Source organism: Rhodococcus sp. DMU2021, assembly GCF_019641445.1.
In the GTDB taxonomy this organism is placed as follows: domain Bacteria; phylum Actinomycetota; class Actinomycetes; order Mycobacteriales; family Mycobacteriaceae; genus Rhodococcus; species Rhodococcus pyridinivorans.
This window is the reverse complement of sequence record NZ_JAIFKB010000001.1, coordinates 638,611-659,273: the sequence shown is the minus strand read 5'-3', so window position 1 is coordinate 659,273 and position 20,663 is coordinate 638,611. Positions and strand designations below refer to the sequence as shown.

Here is a 20,663-nt window from a genome sequence, read left to right as displayed (position 1 = left end):
CGACGTGCTCCGGCCGATGCTGGGGCGGTTCCCGTTCGGTCGGCCGGTGAAGACCGATCCGCTCGGGCAGATCGACACCACATTCGACGATTCGGCAGACACATCGACCCCCGAGCCGGTCGTCGCCTTTCTCTGACCTACCTACCGTCGAGGAGTTCTCCATGACAGCAACAGATCTCGGTTCCAGTGCCACGTTCGCCGGGCAACCGGTCGCCTCCCAGTTCATCGATGGGCAGTGGCGCGAGGGACGCTCCGACCGCGTCCTGACCGACACCAACCCGTTCGACGACAGCGTGGTCGCCACGATCCGCCTCGCTTCCGCCCAAGACGTCGACGCCGCCTACACCGCTGCCCGGGCAGCACAGACCGAGTGGGCCGCGACCGCTCCCGCCGAGCGCGCCACGGTCCTGCGTCGCGCCGCACAGATCCTCGAGCAGCGCCGAGCCGAGATCATCGACTGGCTGGTCGCCGAGTCCGGCTCGACGCGGATCAAGGCCGATACCGAGGTCTCCCTGGCCATCGGCATCACGCAGGAGGCGGCGTCGTTCCCGTCCCGGGTCCACGGATCGATCTTCGATTCGAACACCCCGAACCGTGAGATGCGGGTGTACCGAAAGCCCATCGGAGTGGTCGGGGTGATCAGCCCGTGGAATTTCCCGCTGCACCTGTCGCAGCGATCGGTGGCACCGGCGTTGGCGTTGGGCAATGCCGCGGTGATCAAGCCGGCCTCGGACACTCCGGTGACCGGCGGCCTGTTGATCGCGCGGATCTTCGAGGAAGCAGGCCTCCCGGCGGGAGTGTTGTCGGTGGTGATCGGCTCCGGTTCTGAGATCGGCGATGCTTTCGTCGAGCATCCCGTCCCGCGGTTGATCTCCTTCACCGGCTCGACACCGGTCGGCAAGCAGGTCGGTGCGGTCGCCACCGGCGGTAAGCACCTCAAGAAGGTGGCACTCGAATTGGGCGGCAACGCACCCCTGGTGGTCCTCGACGACGCCGATCTCGACGCGGCCGTCGAGGCAGCGGTGACCGGGTCGTTCCTGCATTCCGGACAGATCTGCATGGCCGTGAATCGCATCATCGTGCAGGCGCCGGTGTACGACGATTTCCTCGATCGGTTCACCCGAGCCGCGCAGGCCGTGTCCTACGGCGATCCGTCCGCAGACGGCACTTTGGTCGGGCCCGTCATCAACGATTCGCAGTTGAAGGGCCTCGAGGAGAAGATCGAGCAGGCCCGGGACGCCGGAGCACGCGTTGCGCTCGGTGGGGAGATCGACGGCCGGGTCGTGCCTCCGCACGTGTTCGTCGACGTCACGTCCGATATGGAGATCGCCCGCGAGGAGATCTTCGGCCCGATGGTCGCGGTCCTACGCGCCGATGACGAAGCACACGCCCTCGAACTGGCCAACGACCACGAATTCGGTCTGTCCAGCGCGGTCTTCACGCAGAACATCGACCGGGGACTGCAATTCGCGCATCGGGTCGAGGCGGGCATGACGTTCATCAACGAGATGACCGTTCAGGACGAGGCACACGTGGCATTCGGTGGCGAACGCAACTCCGGTCTCGGACGATTCAACGGCGAGTGGGCGATCGAGGAGTTCACCACAGATCACACCATCGGCGTGACTCGGCTGGTCTAGGCACGCCGCAGCGCCCTCCGACTCCGATACAGCATTTTGCCGTCTGCACCCTGCCCAGCCTCGGGGTGCAGACGGCAAGCTGTCACAGAAGCCTCCTCGGTTGACGGTGAGAACGCCCGGGCCGGCGTGCCGTTGCGTTCGCTGCCTCCTCTTTGTAGGCTCCGTTCATGGCAGGATTGTTGACAATCCTACAAACCCGGAGGCGGCCGATGGAGTTCCCGAACCGACGCGCCCATATTCTCTGCGGCCCCCGATCCTGACGCGGCGCACGCGATGAACGACGACCAGCTCAACATAGGACAGCGCCCCAGCGTCTCCTGCACGGACGAGGACGTCCGGATTCGCGTCCTCGCCGACAGACTCCGGACACTGGGCGTCCCGGTCGACACCTCCACGCGTCGACGGGCCGAGTACTCTTACGACGCCTCCAACTACCGGGTGCCACCTTCGGCCGTGGTCTTTCCTCGGTCGGTGGACGACGTCGTGGCGGTGGTGACCGTCTGCGGCGACACCGGGATTCCGTTGGTCAGCCGAGGGGGCGGGACCTCGATGGCGGGCAATGCCGTCGGCCCCGGTGTGATCGTCGACTTCTCCCGGCACATGAACCGCATCCTCGAGATCGACGAGACGGCCGGTGTCGCCGACGTCGAACCGGGCGTCGTGCTCGCGACCCTCACGCGGGTGGCCGAGGACGCGTCCTCGGGCCGGACGACCTTCGCCCCCGATCCCTCCTCGAAGAACCGGGCCACGGTCGGTGGCGCGCTGGGCAACGACGCCTGCGGCAACCACTCGGTGCGCTACGGCCGCATGTCCGATCACGTCCACGAGATCGACCTCGTCACCGCCGACGGGTTCCGGCTCACCGCGGCGCAGCAAGGTCTGCGTGCCACCGATCCCGACGACGCGGCCGCTGCGGCGCGCGCGCAGCAGCTCGACGCCGAGCTCACCGCGCTGGCAGGCGAGCACCTGTTCGAGTTCCGCACCGAACTCGGGAGGATCCAACGGCAGGTCTCGGGTTACCACCTCGATCATCTGTTGCCGGAGAAGCGGTTCGACGTCGCCCGTGCGCTCGTCGGATCCGAGGGAACCTGCGCGGTGATCGTCGGTGCCCGCGTCGAGCTGGTTCCCCGCCCGTCCAGCGCGTTGCTGGTCTGCCTCGGCTACGACGATGTCGTCGACGCGGCCCGCGACATCGGAACCATCCTGGAGTTCTCGCCTGCGGCAGTCGAGGGTGTCGACGCGGCGATCGTCGAGACCATGCGGCTGCGTCGGGGCGAGAACTCCGTCCTCGGACTCCCGGTGGGAAACGCCTGGCTCTACGTCGACCTGGACGGTGACGACCCGGACTCCGTGGCCGCGGCCGCCGACGCACTGCTCGACAAACTTCGCCGGAACGGCCGCCTCGTCGACGGCCGCGTCGCGGCCGACACCACCGAGCGTGCTTCCCTGTGGCGGGTGCGCGAGGACGGCGCCGGACTGTCCTCCCGCCTGGCATCCGGCGGCGAATCCTGGCCGGGCTGGGAGGATTCCGCTGTCGCGCCGGAGAACCTCGCCGATTACCTCCAGGACTTCCGCGCACTGCTCGACCGGCACGGTCTGCAGGGCGTGATGTACGGGCACTTCGGCGCCGGCTGCATGCACATCCGCATCACCTACGACCTGCGCACCGAGGAAGGCCGACAGGTCTTCCGCGAGTTCACGCACGAGGCCGCGCGGCTGGTGGTCCGTCACGGCGGATCGCTCTCCGGAGAACACGGCGACGGCCGTGCCCGCTCGGAACTCCTGCCGGTGATGTACTCCGCGCGGATGATGAGCGCATTCCGCGCCTTCCGCACGATCTGGGACCCGCAAGGCATCCTGAACCCGGGATCGCTGACCGACCCGGCGCGGATCGATGACGATCTGGCGTTGGCGGACGTTCCCGAACGAACCTGGCGGACCCACTACGACCTGCACCCGATCGAGGCGGTCCGTCCCGACGGCGCGCGGCCGCAACACACCCCCGCCCCGTGGGTGCACGCCGTCCAGGGCTGCATCGGCGTCGGACGATGCCGGGCCGACTCCGGTGGCGTGATGTGCCCGAGCTACCGCGCGACCCGCGACGAGAAGGACTCCACTCGGGGCCGGGCCCGGGTCCTGCAGGAGATGGTGCGCGGCGCCCGCACAATCGAGCAAGGGTGGAAATCCGAGGAAGTGCGTGAGGCACTCGATCTGTGCCTGTCGTGCAAGGCCTGCTCGACCGACTGCCCGGCCGGCGTCGACATGGCCACCTACAAATCCGAGTTCTTCTCGCACTACTACGACAGCACACGACGACCGGTGTCGCACTATTCGCTGGGGTGGCTGCCACGCTGGCTCCGCCTCACGGGGTTGGCAGCACCGCTGGTCAACGCGGTCCTGCGCACTTCTCTCGCCAAGCGCGCCGCCGCACTCGGCGGCATTTCCCCCGACCGGGTATTTCCGCCCTTCGCCTCCCGGCGGGCCTGGAAGAAGGCCGTGCGCGACGCACTACGTGGCCGGTCCGGTTCGACGCCGGTGGTGCTGTTCGTCGACACCTTCACTCGCGGGTTGCGGCCGGGGGTCGCCGGTGCCGCCGCCCGCGTGCTCGCCTCGGCGGATCAGCAGGTGATGAGCTGCTCCGCAGACGCGTGCTGCGGACTGACGTGGATCTCCACCGGCCAGCTCGACACCGCGAAGAAGAAGCTCTCCGACGCCGCCCGCACACTGGACGACGGCACCGACCGGCCGATCGTCGTCGTCGAGCCGAGTTGCGCCGCCGCCCTGCGCAAGGACCTGCCCGAGCTGGTGCCCACCGAGGCTGCGCGTCGCGTCGCCGCACGGGTCCACAGCTTCGCGTCCTATCTGGACACCATGGTGCGCAACGGCTGGACACCTGCCCCTGCACAACCGCTACCGAACGAGATAGTGCTGCAGACCCATTGCCACGAGTACTCCGTGTTCGGCGCCGGAAGCCATCGCCGGATCCTGACCGCAGCGGGAGTCGACGACGTCCGCGACGCAGTCGGATGCTGCGGCGTGGCAGGAAACTTCGGATTCGAGAAACAACACCACGACATCAGCATGAAAGTCGCCGAGACCTCCCTCGCCCCGGCACTGCGCGCGGCCGACGACGACTCCGCGGTGGTCACCGACGGCTTCTCATGCGCGATGCAGGTTGCGCAGATCGACGTGTCCGCCCCGGGGCAACATCTCGCAGAACTTCTCGACCCCGGGCCACGAATGTCGATGAACAACACCATCTCCGAGGAGGAAAGCGCATGACCGATGCAACGATCGTCGGGACACGGGTGGGCGTCTCCGACGCAGTGTCCCGCGTCAGCACAGAATTGTTCATCGACGGTGAGTGGGTCGAGTCGACCACCGGCGAACGATTCGAGGTCGTCGCCCCGGCGACCGAGGAGGTCATCGCGACCGTCGCGAACGGCAACGCCGACGACGCCCGGCGTGCCGTCGAGACCTGTGCTCGCGTGCAGAAGCACTGGGCGAAGACCGCTCCGCGCGAACGCAGCGTGATCCTTCGCCGGGCCTACGAGCTCATCCTGGAGCGGCAGGACGAGTTCGCGACCATCATGACCACCGAGATGGGCAAACCCTTCGCCGAGGCGAAGGGCGAGGTCGCCTACGCCGCGGAGTTCTTCCGGTGGTTCTCCGAGGAAGCCGTCCGCATCGGCGGCGATGTGACCAGCACCGGCGACGGCGCGACCCGCATCCTGGTGTCCAAGGAGCCGGTGGGACCGTGCGTCCTCGTCACGCCGTGGAACTTCCCGCTCGCCATGGGTACCCGCAAGATCGGACCCGCCATCGCAGCCGGATGCACCATCGTCTTCAAACCCTCGGAGCTGACGCCGTTGACCTCGCTGGCCCTGGTCGACGTGCTCGTCGAGGCCGGTGTGCCCAAGGGTGTGCTGAACGTCGTGCCCACCACCGCACCCGGGGAGGTCGTCTCGACCTGGATGTCCAGCGGTATCGCACGCAAGATCAGTTTCACCGGTTCGACCGCGGTGGGCATCCGGCTGCTCGAACAGGCATCCCAGCACGTGATGCGCAGCTCGATGGAGCTGGGCGGAAATGCCCCGCTCATCGTGTTCGAGGACGCCGATCTCGACCGGGCCGTCGACGGCGCGCTCGCCGCGAAGATGCGCAACATGGGTGAGGCCTGCACCGCCGCGAACCGCATCTTCGTGCACCGCGCGGTCGCCGATCGGTTCACCGAGAAGCTCGCTGCCCGTATGGATGCCCTCGCCGTCGGGGACGGCCTGGTCGAGGGCACCCAAGTCGGTCCGCTGGTCGAGGAGAAGGCTCTGACGAAGGTGGAACGTCTCGTCGCCGATGCCGTCGAACGTGGAGCGCGCGTGGTGTGTGGCGGCAGCCGGCCCGAGGGACCCGGCTACTTCTACCCACCCACCGTCCTCGCCGACGTGTCGAAGGACGCCGCGTTGATGAGCGAGGAGATCTTCGGGCCGGTCGCGCCCATCGTCGTCTTCGATACCGAGGACGAGGTCGTCGAGATCGCCAACAACACGCCCTGGGGACTGGCCGGATACATCTTCACCCAGGATGTCGACCGCAGTTTCCGTGTCAGCGAAGCGCTCGAGGTCGGCATGGTCGGGCTGAACACCGGCATCGTGTCCAACCCCGCGGCACCGTTCGGCGGCATCAAGGCATCGGGTCTCGGACGTGAGGGAAGCACCATCGGTATCGACGAGTTCCTCGAGGTCAAGTACGTCGCTGTTCCTCGTCGGTGACGCATGGTCTCACTGCGCCGCCGATCCTTGCGCGCCGAACCGTGTTTTGCCGCAACTGCAACGCGCACGAAGCCCGGTTCAGCGCAAGGTCGGTACGGCCTACCCGCGTAGGTCAGGAATCACCCGCTCACGCAACGGTTCCTGCTCGGCCGGCCGCAGTGCCGCACCACTTCGCGAGCGCGGCGTCGAGACCGTCCGTCGAGCCCTCCCCCACCCACGCCACGTGCCCGTCCGGGCGCACGAGCACAGCCGACGGCGCGACGACCTCCCCGAACAACGGCAAGTCCCATGTGCCCTCGTAACGCGCCCACACGAGGTCGACGCATTCAGGACGAGGCCCGGAATCGATTGGCGGGACATCGAATTGCAGCAGAAGTGGACGAGCCCGGTGCATGAGCCCGAACATGCGCACCGGCTTCTCCTCGGCGATGATGTCGAGATCCGGCATGCGGCGTCCCAGCAGCGGGTGTCCCTCACCGAGGTCGTAGGCGACGTCGAGACCGGAGATCAACGCCGCGATCGGTGGCCCGGTGTCGCCGACGCGAAGCACCTCGTCGATCAGATCGCGCAGGGCCTGCTGGCGCGGATCGGCCTTCTGGATGCCCAGGCCGACACCCAGTCCGCCGGTGGGGAGTTCCTCGGTGACCCGCACTTCGACGATCAGGCTGCTACGTGTCGCAGCCGACCCCTCGAATCCGATCCCGGCCTCGCAGCGCACGACACTGCGCCCACCACGTACCGAGCCTGGTGCACCCGAAGGTCGCGGTGTTCACCGTTCGCCCCTCGGCAAGGAGGCGCCCGGCGATCCCTCGATGATCGACGAGCGTCCCGGGTCAGCCCTCGATGATGCGCTTGATCGCGTCCAGGGTCGCCGGAATTCCGCTGCGGGCGGCCTGTTCCCGCGCGGCGATCCGGGCAGGAGCTTTCGCCCCGAGCTTCTCGTGGAATAATTTCTGCCCGGCTTCGGTGAACTCCCAGGTCTCCGTGAGTTCCGTGCCGGCGTCCGCGGGCTTGATGACGTAGCTCCAGCGCACGAGGCCCGGGCCGACCGACCATGCGAATTCGCGGCCCGGGGAGGCGACGACGACCTTCGACCGGGCCTCCCAGATGCGTTCGGGGGTGACGTTCCGGCCGGTGAAGAAGGAACCGACCTCGGGGCCCTGCCCTTCGTCCCACCAGCACTCCGCGCAGACGGGCGACCATTCACCCGTGCGGGTGACGTCGGAGACGAGGGCGTACACCTCGTCGGGGGTGGCGGAAACGACAACGGAGGACTCGAAGGTCAGGGGTGTGGTCTGCATGGCCACCATCCTGCCCTGTCCCGATCAGTGCGGCGCGACGCACCTGCCTGCCTTTGCCGACGACTACGCAGCGACGGCTCTGGTCCCCACACGCGCGGGCACGGGTCCGGCCGCGACCAAGGTGAACGGCGTCTTTACCGGAAAATCGTCGTGAAGGGATTCCACCTCGAGTTTTCGCACCACACTGGGCGAGGCCCAGGATTGCTTCGAGCATGGCGAAATGATCTCCGATGCAGGTGCGTGGGCCACCACCGAACGGCAGATACTGCCACCGCGACCTGTCTACCGATTGCCCGGGGGCGAACCGATCCGGGTCGAATTTCTCGGGCTCGTCCCAGAGCGACGGATCATGGTGGAGCGCGTAGGTGCCGACGATCGTATTCGTCCCGGCAGGGATACGGTAACCGTCGACCTCCACGTCGCGCATTGCCATTCGCGCGGCCGTCGCTGCGGGCGGACAGATCCGCAGTGACTCATGGACTATCTGGACGGTGTAGGGCAGATCCCCGATATCGCTCGCGCGCAACAGGCGGTCTCCGATGGCTGCAGCCTCCCGCGCCACCCGCTCCTGCATCTCGCGATTGCGGCCGAGCTGCCACAAGCTGTAGGCGAGAGTGGTCGCGGTGGTGTCGTGACCCGCGAAGAGAAACGCGAGCAACTCGTCACGGATCTTCTCGTCGCTGAACGCTCTGCCAGTGACCGGATCGGTGAGCTCGAAGAACAGCTTGATCAATTCGGCGCCATTGCCAGCACCGCTCCGCGCGGCGTCCATCGCCTCGTCGAGCGTTTCGGTGACAACAGCCAACGAAACACGGAAACGATGACGGGCACGTGTCGGCAGCCATGTCGGGGTTCGTATCGGTTGCAGGGCACGTCGTCCCACGAATTGCACCACCTGTCCGAGTGGAACTCCGACAGCTTCGGATTTCTCGCTGAGATCCGTTCCGAAGAGTGACCGGCCAAGGACACGCAGGGTGAGTCGCCGGGTTTCGGTGTCGAGATCGATCGACCCGCCCTCGCTCCACTCTGCCGCCATCGTGTCGGCGACCTCGGCGATCCGGTCGGCGTAGACCGCTACGTGCTTCTTGGTGAACAAAGGCTGCAACGCACGACGGTGCGGCACCCACGAATCGTGAGGAAGATTGAAGAGATTGTCGCCGACCCACACCCGTCCCTCGACGTGGACGGTCATTTCCTTGTCGAAGGAACCGTCGAAACCGCCGAGAACATCGTGGGCGCCCTGCGGCGAGGTGACGATAGCGAAGGTCGGCGCCCACCGGGCAGGACCGATATGTACGAGGGTGACCGGCCCGCCTGCATCACGGAATTTCTCGGGACCGGTATCGAGATGTCGGAGTGCCCGGATGCGGTCGATCAAATGCATCGGCACGTCGGGCGCAATCGGAGAATCCTGGGCCTGTGCGCTTGTCCTGGCCATTCTCCGAGTGTGGTCCGCCTCGGACGGTCACACCAGACCCACTACCGAGTCATTGCGCAACCGCAACCTTGCTGAACTCGAAGGGCAGGCTCGCATGTAACAACAGTTTGACCCGTGGGAAGACCGGATCTCGAATTGCACTTTCGAGACGTAAAGCGGGGTCCGCGTGAGGATGTCCACTTGTACTCGCGCAATGTTGATCATCGGAATCATTCTGTTCGGGCTGCTCGTCGGCGCGGTGGCACAGCTCGTCGTGGGCAGGTCCGGGACCGGGATCGACTGGACTCTCGCGTTGGTCGCGGGCGTCGGGGGTTCGTTCATCGGCGGTCTACTCATCAGCCTTCTCGCAGGTGACGGACTCGAATTACGCCCCAGCGAGATCATCGGCTCCCTCGCCGGCGCGATCATCGTGACCGCTGCCTGGTCGGCCTGGAAGTCCCGGTCGCGTCAGGCCTAGCGCTATCGGTATCCCGCGACGAGAGACGATGCCCGAGTGACCTCACGCCCCGCAACCGAGCAGCGACTGCTCGACATCGTTCCCGGAAATCCGGTGTGCCGGGTCGTCCTGGACCGGACGGGTGAACTCGGCATCGGAGACTGGTATCTCACCGCGGGCGGAGTCTTCCAGACGGTCTGGAACTTTCTCGACGGCCGCGACCGGCAGGCCGGCATCCGGGACTACGGGTCTACGCTCCGCACGGTTTCGACGACCTGTTCGGGATGGTGCTCCGCCCGAATCCGGTGCTGGCACCTCGCAACGTGTACGAAGCGAAAGCCCGACGATGGCAGGTGGAATAGCCTCGATTGGTCGTCGAACCGTGGCCCGAGCGCTGACATGCTCATTCGTCGAGATCCTCGTCGAATCTGCGTCGCGCTTCCTCGATGCGAGGAAGATTCGTCGACGCCCACATCAACAGAGCGTCGATCGGTTCACGCACCGTCTTCCCCAGTGGCGTGATGCGGTATTCGACCGCGACGGGGCGGGTGTTCACCACCCGGCGTTCGACGATTCCGTTGCGTTCGAGTCTGCGCAACGTGGTCGTCAGGGATTTCTGCGTGACCTCGGGAACGGCGCGCCGCATCTCGTTGAAGCGGCGCGGAGCCTCACACAATTCGGTGAGCACGCTCAGGGACCACTTGTCGAGGATCTGCCCCAACAGTTCCCGGTGGGCGGCGACGGCGAGCAGATCGTGGTCAGCGGTATCCGACATGAAACCTGGTTTCGTTGAAGTGACTTGCGGATACCAAGTATAACTTGGATACCAGTTGGTTCCGACCCCAGGAGAACTCCATGTCCGTGTCCGTCACCCTGTTCAGCCCCGAAGGCACGCTGCCGAACGCTCCTTACCACCACGTCGCAGTCTCCACCGGCACGCGACAGGTCGATCTCGCCGGACAGGTCGCATACATGCCGGACGGCTCACCGATTCCTACCGAGCTGGCCGGTCAGGTGGCCCAAGCGCTGCGCAACGTCGCACGAGGCTTGGACGGAGCCGGCGCGACCTTCCGCGATGTCGTGCGCCTGACGTTCTACGTCACAGACTGGCATCCCGAGAAGATCGGACAGTTCATGGCCGGTGTGCAGGCCGTCGCGCAGGAGATCGATCTGCCCGATCCGATGCCGCCGGCATCGCTGATCGGTGTCGCGGCGCTCTACGAACCTGTCGTGCTCGTGGAGATCGAAGCCACCGCGGTTCTCGAGGGATGAGCGTCGTAGATCAGGCCGCGCAGATCCCGAAGACGGGGAATCCGTCGTCACCCGCAGTGGACCGGAACGCGACCCGCACCCGGGCCTCGGCGCAGTCGGGGAACGATCCTTCGATCTTCGAGTAGAGCCATGGCCCGTCGTCGAGTTCGACGATTGCGAGGGTGACCGCGCTGTCGTCCTGCGCGCCGTCGTCGAGCGGTTCGACGACCTTCCAGGACACGATCGAGCCGGTGCCGGAGCAGCGGGCGGACTCGAGGTTCGCGCCGCCGCAGGAGGAGCAGCACGCTGTCTCCGGAGCGTGAAGCGTCGTGCAGCTTCCGCAGCGCAGGATCGTCATGCAGTTCTGCGTCGCGTGGGGCGCCATCGCAGTCCTTCCGTCAACGGAAAATGTCCGAGCCACGAAGCGGTCCGTCGTAGAGGGGGGCGGGACCCCGACGGGCCGATGACGTGGCTCCGATCATCGGCCCCCTATTCGAAGGTAGGTCGACTCGGGACCTTTTCCATCGGTACGCGAGCACACAGATCGTGGGGGTTCGCTGGTCGCAGCGCACAATGCCGGGTCGGTCGACAGGGGCTTTCGGGTCGTTCGGGCCACCGGATGTCACTTGGACAAGCGCCCGAGTAAACCTCCCTACCTGCAGATCTTCCCTACTTCGACGTGTTCCAGCTCGCACCGGCACCCAGTGCCACGCGCGGACACTGTGCGCACAGCCCGAATCACTACCGAAACAGTGTGCAGCCGCACCGGTGAACCGAGGGACGTTCGTCCTTCACGTGGAAGACAGCGGCACCCGATTCGCCGGGTCGACTCGCCCGCAAGCTCGGTCACTCCAACGCCGCACACTGCGCGCTGTTGCCCGGCAACGCACTCGAAGCGCTGGCCGGCCTTGCAGGACGTCGCCAGGAGTCGGGGCGGATCTGCCCCGCCGACGCGGATATGCCGGGCATGCCGCCCACGCTCATCCAGGTCGGCTCGCACGAATTGTTCTTGTGGACGCGGAGTCGATGGCCGACCGTCTCGCCGACGCCGGTAGGGCGTGCGATCTGCAGGTCTGGGACCGGCAGGTGCACATATTCCAGGCCGCCGCGGATCTGCTACCCGAAGGAGTCCGCGCGATCGGCGAGAGCGGACGGTTCGTTCGCAGCACCGTGCCCGCGTCCCGCTGACGCGCAGTCAGCCGGACGCGGGCGGAATCTCCGAATCGGGGGCGAGCACGGCGGCGCCGAGCCAGTGGCACAGCGCCAGCGCGTTCTCGAGGTCGAGCCGACACTCGCGGACACTGTGCCCGATCTGCTCCTCCGCCTTGCTGATCCGGTAGGCGACCGAATTCCGGTGCAGATGTAGTCTTTCCGCTGTGGCGACGAAACTCCCTCCGCTGGAAAGGAATTCCCGCAGCGTGTGCCGCAGTTGCGCGGCAGCGGGATCGTCGGCGGCGAGGCGACCGAGCACATCCCCCACCCAGCCGCGGGCCCACTCGAGATTCGTGCACATCAACGCGACCGCGCCGACCTCGTCGATCGAGACGAGACGCGGACCCGGCAGCGCCGATGTCAGAGCCACCTCCCGCGCCTGCGCCGCCTGCCGATGGGTGCGGACGAAACCGTCGATCCCCTCCTGCGGCGCGCCGACGGCGACACCGACAGGTCGCTGCCATGCCGCGACGATCCCGGACAGTCCCTTCGGGTCGATGCGATCGACCGTGCCGAGCGGGATCCATGCCCAGGCGGTGTACTCGTCGAACTGTTCGAACAGCACCCGACCTCCCCGCCCGAGATGTTCGGCCAGAGTCGTCACTGCCTGCTCGAGACCGTTCCATTCGGTGCCGGACCGGTCCCCACCGACCACCTCGATATCGTCCGTCCAGACGATCACCCCGAGGTGGCGCTGGCCGAGCCGGTAGCCGAGGGTGCGCTCGGCGTCCCCCACCTCGATCGGTCGTCCGGCCAGGATGTCCTGGATGCGGGCGGTCCGGGAGGCGTTGCGGTTGAGCAGCCAGGTATCGCGCTCGGTCTCGTAGACCCCGAGCAGCTTCTGCGACACCCCGTCGATCCCCGCGGAGAGTTTCATCAGGATCTCCACGCCCGCCTGCATCACTGCCGCGGCGTCGTCGCTGAGTCCGGCCAGCACCTCGAGGCACCAGCGCATGATGCTGTCCTGCGCGAGCCGGTTGCTGCGGTCGACCACCGAGACGGGGAATCCCTGTCGGGCCAGCATGCGCACCAGCGAGTAGGACGCCGCCGGGATCTCGATCTCCTCGAGGTCGTCCCGCAGGAACCGGGTCATGGCTGCGACGCCTTCCTCCGCGGCCTGGGCGAGGGAGCGGCGGGTGTGGCGGTCGGTGGACACCGCCTCGATCTCGGCCGAGATCCGCTCGGTCATGTACTGCGTGATCTCGGCGTGCCGCGTCGTCGACAGGTCGGCGACCGCCTCGATCAAGGCACGCGTGGCAGGTCCGGGATCGCCCACGCTGTGGGTGTCCTGTCCGATCTCGTGAGGATTCATCGTGTCCGATTCCGGAGGCTACGGCGTCTGTCCGAGTGCACTGCCTTGCCGAGCGCACCGCCTCGACCGTAACGGCTCGGGACGGGCCGCCACCGCGGATCGGGGCGTCCCTCGGGCAACGATCATGCCGACACTCACGCCGGGTGTTGTCCGGACCCGTCGGTTGCGCCGCCTAACCTGTCACGGTGAGTGAATCAGGCCGAGCGCGGTTCGGCGCGATGGAGGACGCGTTGGTGCGGGACGACCGCCTGCGCCTGTTCTCGTTCGCGACGGCCGAGAAAAGGGTGCACTACCTGTGGGTTCTGCGCGCATTCGATCACGCGCGCGGCAACTACTCGGTGCTGTTGCACGCCGGCGACGTCGAGAACGTCCTCACCCGACTGCCCGGCGCGAGCGGCGACGACGTGCCCGATTCCTCCGAGATCCCGGCGCTGCTCGAGCAGCTGCACGCGTGGGGTGTGCTCGAACGCAGCTACGACGGATCCCGGGCAGCGACGCTCGCCGAGTACCGCAACCGGCACTACGTCTACCAGTTCGGGCAGGCGGGCTACCGGGTGTTCCGCGCCGTGGAGGACGTGTTGTCCTCCCGCGGGGAGGACGTCTCGCTGTCACGTCTGGCCCTTCCCGATCTGCTTGCCGATCTCAACGATCTCGCCGACGCGAACGCCGCCGGCGACGGCGAGCTGGTCTACCGGAAGTTGAGCCGCCTCGACGCGACGTTGTCGGACATGGCCGAGCGCGCCGCCCGTTTCTATCTCGTCCTCGGCGAGCTGGTGCGCACCACCGAGGTCACCCCGGAGACCTTCCTCGCCCACAAGGACGCGCTGCTCACCCATATGCGCGAGTTCAGCACCGACCTGGCCCGCTACGCCCCGAAGCTTTCCACGGCGCTCGACCGGGTACAGACCACCGGGGTTCAGAAGCTCACCGCGGCCGCGGCCCGGCACGACGAGCGGGTGCTGCTCTCGTTCGAGGAACGCGAAGCGGACTGGGCGCAGCGCTGGTGGGGCGTCGAACACTGGTTCGTCGGTGTGGGCTCCGAACCGAGCGAATCCGAACGCCTGCGCGGCGCGACCATCAACGCGATCTCCGCGGTGCTCGGGCTGCTGCGCCGGCTCACCGAGCAGCGTCGTGGGGGTGTCAGCCGCGAGTCGCAGCTGCGGCATCTCGCGGGCTGGTTCGCTGCCGCGCCGTCCGAGGAGGCCGCGCACGCACTGTTCGATGCGGTGTTCGACCTGGGCCGGCCCCGACACTTCTCCGTCGCCCATCCCGATGCCGACATCGTGCCGGTCACCCGCTCGTGGTGGGAAGCGCCTCCCGTGGAGATCGCCCGCACCCTCGCCGAGACCGGCCGGCGCCCCGCAGCGGGAGCGCCGGGGCGGATCCAGCGCAACGACGCCGGAGTACGGCGGCTGCGCGAGGCGCAACTCGAGAAGCAGCGTCGCCGGGCCGAAGCGGCGCGTTCCCTCGCCGCCGGAGGGGTGCGCGAACGGAAGCTGAGCGAACCGGAAGCAGAGGTGCTGTTGAGCCTGCTCGACGCCGCACTGTCGGCCCGCGTGCCCGTGAGCGGGCGGGTGCGCAGCGACGATGCGTCCTCTGGTACGCAGAACGGCGTCAAGCTCACCCTCCGACCGAGCGGCGAGTCGACGGTGGTGCACACCGCGCGCGGGCGCCTGTATCTCGACGGTCTGTCGGTGGAGGTGCGATGAGGGCGCGTTCGATTCCGTCCGTCCAGCTGGATTCGTATCAGCGCGCCGCGCGGCTGGTGCTCACCCACCACCTCGTCACCGCGACCTTTCCCGACCGGTCGGCACTGGCGACGGTGCGCCGCTGGGCCACCGAGCTGCGGGAGGATCTGCTCGCCACCTTCGGATACCGGCTCGAGGTCACCGAGACCACCGCGCGGCTGTTCGCCGTCGCCGATCGCCTCGACGCGGGGGCGGGCACGTCGACGCACACCGGCCGGCCGTTCGACCGGCGCCGCTATGCCTATCTCGCGTTGGCGATCGCGGCGCTCGGTCGCGGCGCCGGGCAGATCACGCTGTCCGAACTCGCCGAGCACGTCGCGTCCGAGGCCAGCCGGGTGGACGGTGTCGAGCTCGACACCGAACGTGCCGCCGATCGCGATGCCTTCGTCGATGCCGTGACCTGGCTCGGCGTGCGCGGGGCGATCACCCTCGCCGACGGTGATGCGGGCAGGTGGGCGAGCGATCCCGACAGTGGTGAGGCGCTCTACGACGTCGACCGCGCGGTCGTGCATGCCCTGTTCCGGCCACCGCGGGCGTTGCAGCACCTCGAATCGGTGCGCGGTCTGCTCGGCAATGCCGGTGCCCCGCAATCAGATACGGCGGAGGTCCGGAGGCGGGTGCGACGCGCACTGGTGCAGCGTCCCGTGGTGTACGCCGACGATCTCGACGACGACGAAGCGCTGCAGTTGGCGTTGCCGCGCACCACCGACGAAGTAAAGTTGCTCACCGGCCTGGTGTGTGAGCGTCGCGCCGAAGGTGTTGCGCTGGTAGATACCTCGGGACGACTGTCAGATGTACGGTTTCCGAACACGGGGACGGTCGCGCAGGTCGCGCTGTTGCTGGCCGGGGAGATGTGCGATCGCGTCCTCGATCCCGACGCCCCTGCCCCACCCCGGATACCCGTACCTGCACAGACACAAGACGCTCTCCTCGCGGCCGTCGATTCCGCGATCCCGAGGTCGACGGTGTTCACCCCGCTCGCGGCGTCCGACACCCCGATCCCCGACGAGCTGGAGCAGGACGACGCCGCTCGTGCCCCGCTCGAGCATCCCTTGCTCGAGGATTCGTGGCTGGCGGGCACGGTCGGGCGTCTCGTCGACATCTACGGCCGGACCTTCGCCGCGCAGTGGCAGGCCGACCCCGCGGGACTGGCCGAGGCCGCGGTGGACATGCTCGACCGGCTGCGGCTGGTGGCCCGGGTACCCGGCGGGGTACTCGTCCTGCCCGCGATCGCCCGCTTCCGCGGCGTGACGGTCAGTGTGCGCGAACGTGATCCGGAAATCGACCTGTTCCCCGAGACCACCCCGCCGACAGTCCCCGCACCCGATACGAACCCGACGGAGATCTCATGAGCAGCGCCCGATTCCGCCCCACGCGTGCCGGGATCATCAACCTGTGGGACTACCGCGACCAGGAGTTCTCGTTCGCCGACGGACGACTGGTGCTGCGCGGACCGAACGGGTCGGGCAAGACGAAGGCGCTCGAGGTGCTGTTCCCGTTCGTGCTCGACGGCCGGATCGAACCGCGACGTCTGAACCCGTTCGCCGGCGAGGAGCGCACCATGCGCTCGAACCTGCTGTACCGGGGGCAGGACAGCGCCCACTCGTACGTGTGGATGGAGTTCTGCCGCGGCCGCGCCGACGACCCGGAGGCCGTCACCATCGGCATCGGGATGCGCGCCACCCGCGGCAACGACAAGGTCACCCGCTGGCATTTCGTCGTCGACGGCCGTGTGGGAGTCGACTTCTCGCTGCTCGACGACGAGGACCGACCGCTCACCCGCAAACAACTGGTCGATCAGATCGGGGCCGACGCGATCGCCGATCGTCCCGTCGACTACCGGGCGGCGATCGACGCGCGCATGTTCGGTCTGGGCGCACAACGCTACGACCAGCTGATCAACCTGATCCTCACGCTGCGCCGCCCCCAGCTCGCCAAGAACCTCGACCCGAAGGGCCTGTCGCAGGCGCTGACCGACGGTCTTCGTCCCCTCGACGACGATCTCATCGTCGAGGCCGCCCGCTCGTTCTCCGCGATCGAGGAGGTCGAACGCACCCTCGAATCCCTCGCGGCCGCCGACGATGCGGCGCAGCAGTTCGTCAAGGTGTATTCGAAGTACATCCGGCAGCAGGCCCGTACCGCCGTCGACAAGGCCGCCACCCGTCTCGGGGTGGTGGACACCGCGGTGCGGTCGCTGCGTGAGGCGGCCGAGGCCCGCACCGAGGCCGCCACCGCACGCACGGCCTCGGAGGAACAGCTCCTGGTGGCCGAACGTGACCACGAACAGGCACGCACCACCCTCGAGGCACTGCACCGCTCCAGCGCCTACGAGGGCAAACAGCAACTCGACGACCTCGCCTCGGCGGTGAAGAACCTCGAGCGCACCACCGCCGCGCAGGCCGAGCAGGCGAACCGCGCCCAGGCCGTCGTGGCCGACCGGCTCCGCGACCACGACAGTGCCCGCGACGCGCTCGAGACGGCGACGGCGGCACGTCGTCGCGCCGAGGACGGGCTGAGTGCGGCGGCCGAGGACGCCGGCATCACATGGACCGGTCTCGACGGCATCGAACGGACCGAGCAGCTCAGCGCGGCGATCGACGCGCTCGCCGAGGAACGCGACGCCGACGTGCGCGTGGTGCGCAGCGCACTGTCCCAGCTCGACGGTGCCGCCGCTGCGCGGTCGCGGGCCGAGGCTGCCGCGCTGCGTGCTCGCGCGCAACGCGACACCGCGTCGGCCGCGGTGGAGGCCGGCGAGACCATGGTCGAGCTGTCCCGCAGCGAGGTCGCCGCCGAGCTGGGCCGGTGGTGGTCCGATCGCGCCGAGACCTTCGCGGCCGTGGGCCTGTCCACCCCGGTCTTCGAGGCGCTCGACACCGCCTTCGGCACCGTCGGTCAGGACGATGCCCCGTCCCCGGCGGGTGTGTTCGCCGAGCACACCGGGCCCGTGCTCGACGACCTGCGGTTCCGGCGTCGCGTGTGCGGCGCGGAGATCGAATCGCTCGGCACCCGGATCGCCGAACTCGAGGCCGAACGCACCGCCGTCGCAGCCGAAAGTGACGACGCTCCCCCGACCTTCCCGGCCCGCACCGGCAACCGCGACGATCTCGTCGGCGCGCCGCTGTGGCAGCTCGTCCGCTTCCGCGACGACGCCTCGGCGCAGGACGCCGCCGGCATCGAAGCGGCCCTGCAGGGCGCGAACCTGCTCGACGGGTGGATCACCGACGGCCTCGGCGACCTGCCGGACATCGAGTCGGAGCAATTGTTGGTGCCGCTGGCACCCGGGCACCGGCCGAGCGGTCCCACGCTCGCCGATGTACTCGTTCCCGAAACCGACACGGCCGTCCCCGAGGAACGGGTCGCCGCGGTGCTGTCGTCGATCGCATGGGCCACCGATCCCGGCCCGGACGCGCGGGTGTCGGTCGATGCGCACGGTAGGTTCCGGCAGGGAGTGCAGCTCGGTCGCCACGTCAAGGAGCAGGCCGAGTTCATCGGAGCCACCGCCCGCGCCCGGCGGCGGCAGCGTCGCATCGTCGAACTCGAGACCACCATCGCCGAGTGCCGAGCCGACGTGGCGTCGCTGCGCGAGCAGGATCGCGAGATCGGCGACCGGCTCACCGCACTCGACGAGGCCGTGAAGTCGTTGCCGCGCACCGGATCCGTGCTCGCCGCGCTACGCAAGGTCACCGAATGCGCCGGCGCGCTGCGGACCGCATCCGAATCCGCATCCGCCGCCGACCGCGATCTGGACCAAGCGATCGCCGCGGTCGCCACCAAAGAACAGCACCTGCGGTCGACGGCCGGCCGACACCGGGCACCGCTCACCGCGACGGAACTCGACAGTCTCGATGCGGCCGTGCGGCACTTCCGTTCGCAGGGCCAGGCCTTGCAGCGCGCGCTGCGCGAGCAGGTCACCTGCGGTGATCGCCTCCGCGACAACGACGTTCGCCTCGACGAGGCGCGGGTCTCCGCCGAGAATGCGGCCGAACTCGCGGCGGAGAACGCCGAGACGCTGGCCAACGAGCAGCAGAAGCTCGAGACGCTACGCGAGTCGATCGGGGCGAGCGCCGACCGAATCGATGCCCAGCTCGACGAGGCCCGGCGCCGAATCGAGGCGGCGAAGACCGCCGAGCGGACCGCACGTAAGGCCCACGAGTCGGCGCTCGAGCGGATCGGCAAGGCCGAGGCCGCCCACGCGGGCGCCGAGCAGACACTGCGGTCGGCGCTCACCGAGGCCCGCGCCGACGCCGATGCTCTGGCTCCCTTCGCCCGCCGCGACCTGCTGACCCTGCTAGGCGTGGAGAGCGAGCACATGTGGCCGTCCAGCGCCGCCGCGTGGCTCGACGCCGATCAGCTGACCTATCGGATCCGGCAGTCCCCCGACGACACCGTCGACGTGCTGCCCACCGAGGTTGTCGCGTTGTTCCGGGCACTCGACGCCGCCACCGACTCGGTCACGGCCTCCGAGTCGACCCGCAAGTCCACCGCGTCTGCACTGAACTCCGCGCTGCAGGAGTTCGACGCCGAACTCGCCCGGGGTCGCGACTACCGCCTGCATTGGGACGCTGCCGACGGCATCACCGTCGTGCAGGTACAGGACGAACAGGGCTACACGTCCGTCGCGGCCTTCGCGCAACGTATCGCCCGAGCGCGGCAGGAACAGGAGACCCTGCTCACCGACTCCGAACGGCGCATCCTCGAAGACGCGCTCCTCACCGGTCTCGCGCAGCAGATCCACGAGCGCACCGTCGACGCCCGCGACCTCATCGCCCGGATGGGTACCGAGATGCGGCAACGGCACATGTCCTCGGGCAACACCATCGGGGTGCACTGGGTGCTCGCCGACCATCTCGACGAGCCGGCCCGGGCGGTGTGCAAGCTCCTCGACCGCGACGCGTCGATGCTGGCACCGGACGATCTCGCGGGGATCCGCGCGCATTTCGCCTCGCGGATCCGCGCGGAGCGGGCCGCGCACCCGGAACGGTCGTACCCGGAGATCCTCGCCGCGACGCTGGATTACCGCCGGTGGCGGGTGTTCTCGTTCAGTCTCGTCGGTGCGGACGGCAGCGAGGACCGCCTCACCCCGGCCCGGCACTCGGCGTTGTCCGGTGGCGAACAGTCCGTCTCCCTGCACCTGCCGTTGTTCGCCGCGGCGCACGTGATGCTCGATTCGGCCGACCCGCACGCGCCGCGCCTGCTCGCCCTCGACGAGGCCTTCGCCGGTGTGGATGACACCGGCCGCAGCGAATTGCTCGGCCTGTCCGTGCAATTCGACCTCGACCTGTTCATGACCGGTTTCGACCTGTGGATCACTTATGCGGGCGTGCCGGGGTGCGCGCACTACGACCTGTCGCATTCGGTGGCCGAGCACACCGTCGCCACCACGCTGCTGGTGTGGTCCGGTGGCGAACTGCTCGCCGAGCACGACGGGTCGGATCTGGAGAGCGCGCTGGGATCGCCGCGCACCCGACGGATCACACGCCCGGTGGAAGGAGCCCTCGAGTTCGCATGATCATGACGACGGTCACTACGGCGTGTTCCTCCTCGATCGAGGCTCTCACC

Annotated in this window: 16 protein-coding genes and 1 pseudogene; 11 read left to right on the top strand and 6 right to left on the bottom strand. The window is 68.2% G+C overall.

The features are described from left to right. Positions 1 to 161: 161 nt before the first annotated feature. The 3 genes from K3M35_RS03040 to K3M35_RS03030 all read left to right on the top strand — a co-directional run bounded on the left by K3M35_RS03040 (position 162) and on the right by K3M35_RS03030 (position 6,406). Complete coding sequence (locus K3M35_RS03040) at positions 162 to 1,640, top strand: aldehyde dehydrogenase family protein (RefSeq protein ID WP_064060971.1); 1,479 nt, start codon at positions 162 to 164, stop codon at positions 1,638 to 1,640. A 273-nt stretch (positions 1,641 to 1,913) separates the two neighbouring features. After that, positions 1,914 to 4,922, top strand: a complete 3,009-nt coding sequence (locus K3M35_RS03035) for an FAD-binding and (Fe-S)-binding domain-containing protein (RefSeq protein ID WP_259443472.1) — start codon at positions 1,914 to 1,916, stop codon at positions 4,920 to 4,922. Then, positions 4,919 to 6,406: an NAD-dependent succinate-semialdehyde dehydrogenase gene (locus tag K3M35_RS03030; protein ID WP_220665952.1), complete on the top strand. Its 1,488-nt coding sequence runs from the start codon at positions 4,919 to 4,921 to the stop codon at positions 6,404 to 6,406. The genes K3M35_RS03035 and K3M35_RS03030 overlap by 4 nt, the downstream gene beginning before the upstream one ends. 127 nt (positions 6,407 to 6,533) lie before the next feature. Here the strand turns inward: K3M35_RS03030 and K3M35_RS03025 are convergent, their stop codons facing one another. The 3 genes from K3M35_RS03025 to K3M35_RS03015 all read right to left on the bottom strand — a co-directional run bounded on the left by K3M35_RS03025 (position 6,534) and on the right by K3M35_RS03015 (position 9,091). After that, positions 6,534 to 7,124: a hypothetical protein gene (locus K3M35_RS03025; RefSeq protein WP_220665951.1), complete on the bottom strand. Its 591-nt coding sequence runs from the start codon at positions 7,122 to 7,124 to the stop codon at positions 6,534 to 6,536. Positions 7,125 to 7,239: 115 nt separating this feature from the next. After that, positions 7,240 to 7,716: an SRPBCC family protein gene (locus K3M35_RS03020; protein ID WP_220665950.1), complete on the bottom strand. Its 477-nt coding sequence runs from the start codon at positions 7,714 to 7,716 to the stop codon at positions 7,240 to 7,242. Further along, on the bottom strand, positions 7,610 to 9,091 hold the full coding sequence (locus K3M35_RS03015; protein ID WP_308257046.1) for a cytochrome P450: 1,482 nt from the start codon (positions 9,089 to 9,091) through the stop codon (positions 7,610 to 7,612). Before K3M35_RS03015 ends, K3M35_RS03020 begins: the two co-directional genes overlap by 107 nt. Positions 9,092 to 9,338: 247 nt before the next feature. Here K3M35_RS03015 and K3M35_RS03010 point away from each other — a divergent pair, with 247 nt between their 5' ends. The 3 genes and pseudogenes from K3M35_RS03010 (at position 9,339) to K3M35_RS26000 (ending at position 9,943) form a co-directional block, all read left to right on the top strand. Then, positions 9,339 to 9,602 carry a GlsB/YeaQ/YmgE family stress response membrane protein gene (locus K3M35_RS03010; RefSeq protein ID WP_217579816.1) on the top strand — a complete coding sequence of 88 codons (264 nt, stop codon included), beginning with the start codon at positions 9,339 to 9,341 and terminating at the stop codon, positions 9,600 to 9,602. A 36-nt stretch (positions 9,603 to 9,638) separates the two neighbouring features. Next, positions 9,639 to 9,779 (top strand): annotated as a pseudogene (locus K3M35_RS26585) (hypothetical protein); the annotation flags it as partial. Then, on the top strand, positions 9,743 to 9,943 hold the full coding sequence (locus K3M35_RS26000) for a nucleotidyltransferase family protein (RefSeq protein WP_308257045.1): 201 nt from the start codon (positions 9,743 to 9,745) through the stop codon (positions 9,941 to 9,943). The pseudogene K3M35_RS26585 and the gene K3M35_RS26000, both read left to right, overlap by 37 nt. 41 nt (positions 9,944 to 9,984) lie before the next feature. Here the strand turns inward: K3M35_RS26000 and K3M35_RS03000 are convergent, their stop codons facing one another. Then, positions 9,985 to 10,356 (bottom strand): helix-turn-helix domain-containing protein, encoded by a 372-nt coding sequence (locus K3M35_RS03000; protein WP_220665949.1) that lies wholly within the window; start codon positions 10,354 to 10,356, stop codon positions 9,985 to 9,987. An 86-nt stretch (positions 10,357 to 10,442) separates the two neighbouring features. Between K3M35_RS03000 and K3M35_RS02995 the strand changes: the two genes are divergently transcribed. After that, a complete protein-coding gene (locus K3M35_RS02995) occupies positions 10,443 to 10,853 on the top strand; it encodes a RidA family protein (RefSeq protein WP_220665975.1) in 411 nt (136 codons plus the stop codon). Positions 10,854 to 10,863: 10 nt separating this feature from the next. Here K3M35_RS02995 and K3M35_RS02990 read toward each other — a convergent pair whose 3' ends face one another. Continuing rightward, positions 10,864 to 11,217, bottom strand: coding sequence for a Zn-ribbon domain-containing OB-fold protein (locus K3M35_RS02990; RefSeq protein ID WP_006551994.1), 354 nt, complete (start codon positions 11,215 to 11,217; stop codon positions 10,864 to 10,866). A 641-nt stretch (positions 11,218 to 11,858) separates the two neighbouring features. Between K3M35_RS02990 and K3M35_RS02985 the strand changes: the two genes are divergently transcribed. Beyond that, positions 11,859 to 12,020 (top strand): hypothetical protein, encoded by a 162-nt coding sequence (locus K3M35_RS02985; RefSeq protein WP_220665948.1) that lies wholly within the window; start codon positions 11,859 to 11,861, stop codon positions 12,018 to 12,020. A gap of 7 nt (positions 12,021 to 12,027) precedes the next feature. On the opposite strand, the gene K3M35_RS02980 is transcribed toward K3M35_RS02985, so the two are convergent. Further along, the gene (locus K3M35_RS02980; RefSeq protein ID WP_220665947.1) at positions 12,028 to 13,356 is read right to left on the bottom strand and encodes a CdaR family transcriptional regulator; all 1,329 of its coding nucleotides are present in this window, start codon (positions 13,354 to 13,356) and stop codon (positions 12,028 to 12,030) included. A gap of 218 nt (positions 13,357 to 13,574) precedes the next feature. Here K3M35_RS02980 and K3M35_RS02975 point away from each other — a divergent pair, with 218 nt between their 5' ends. From K3M35_RS02975 to K3M35_RS02965, 3 genes are read left to right on the top strand one after another with little or no spacing between them, the layout of a single operon-like run. Further along, positions 13,575 to 15,065 carry a TIGR02677 family protein gene (locus K3M35_RS02975; RefSeq protein ID WP_039587209.1) on the top strand — a complete coding sequence of 497 codons (1,491 nt, stop codon included), beginning with the start codon at positions 13,575 to 13,577 and terminating at the stop codon, positions 15,063 to 15,065. Further along, on the top strand, positions 15,062 to 16,456 hold the full coding sequence (locus K3M35_RS02970) for a TIGR02678 family protein (RefSeq protein ID WP_220665946.1): 1,395 nt from the start codon (positions 15,062 to 15,064) through the stop codon (positions 16,454 to 16,456). The genes K3M35_RS02975 and K3M35_RS02970 overlap by 4 nt, the downstream gene beginning before the upstream one ends. Then, on the top strand, positions 16,453 to 20,613 hold the full coding sequence (locus tag K3M35_RS02965) for a TIGR02680 family protein (RefSeq protein ID WP_220665945.1): 4,161 nt from the start codon (positions 16,453 to 16,455) through the stop codon (positions 20,611 to 20,613). The genes K3M35_RS02970 and K3M35_RS02965 overlap by 4 nt, the downstream gene beginning before the upstream one ends. Positions 20,614 to 20,663 lie beyond the last annotated feature (50 nt).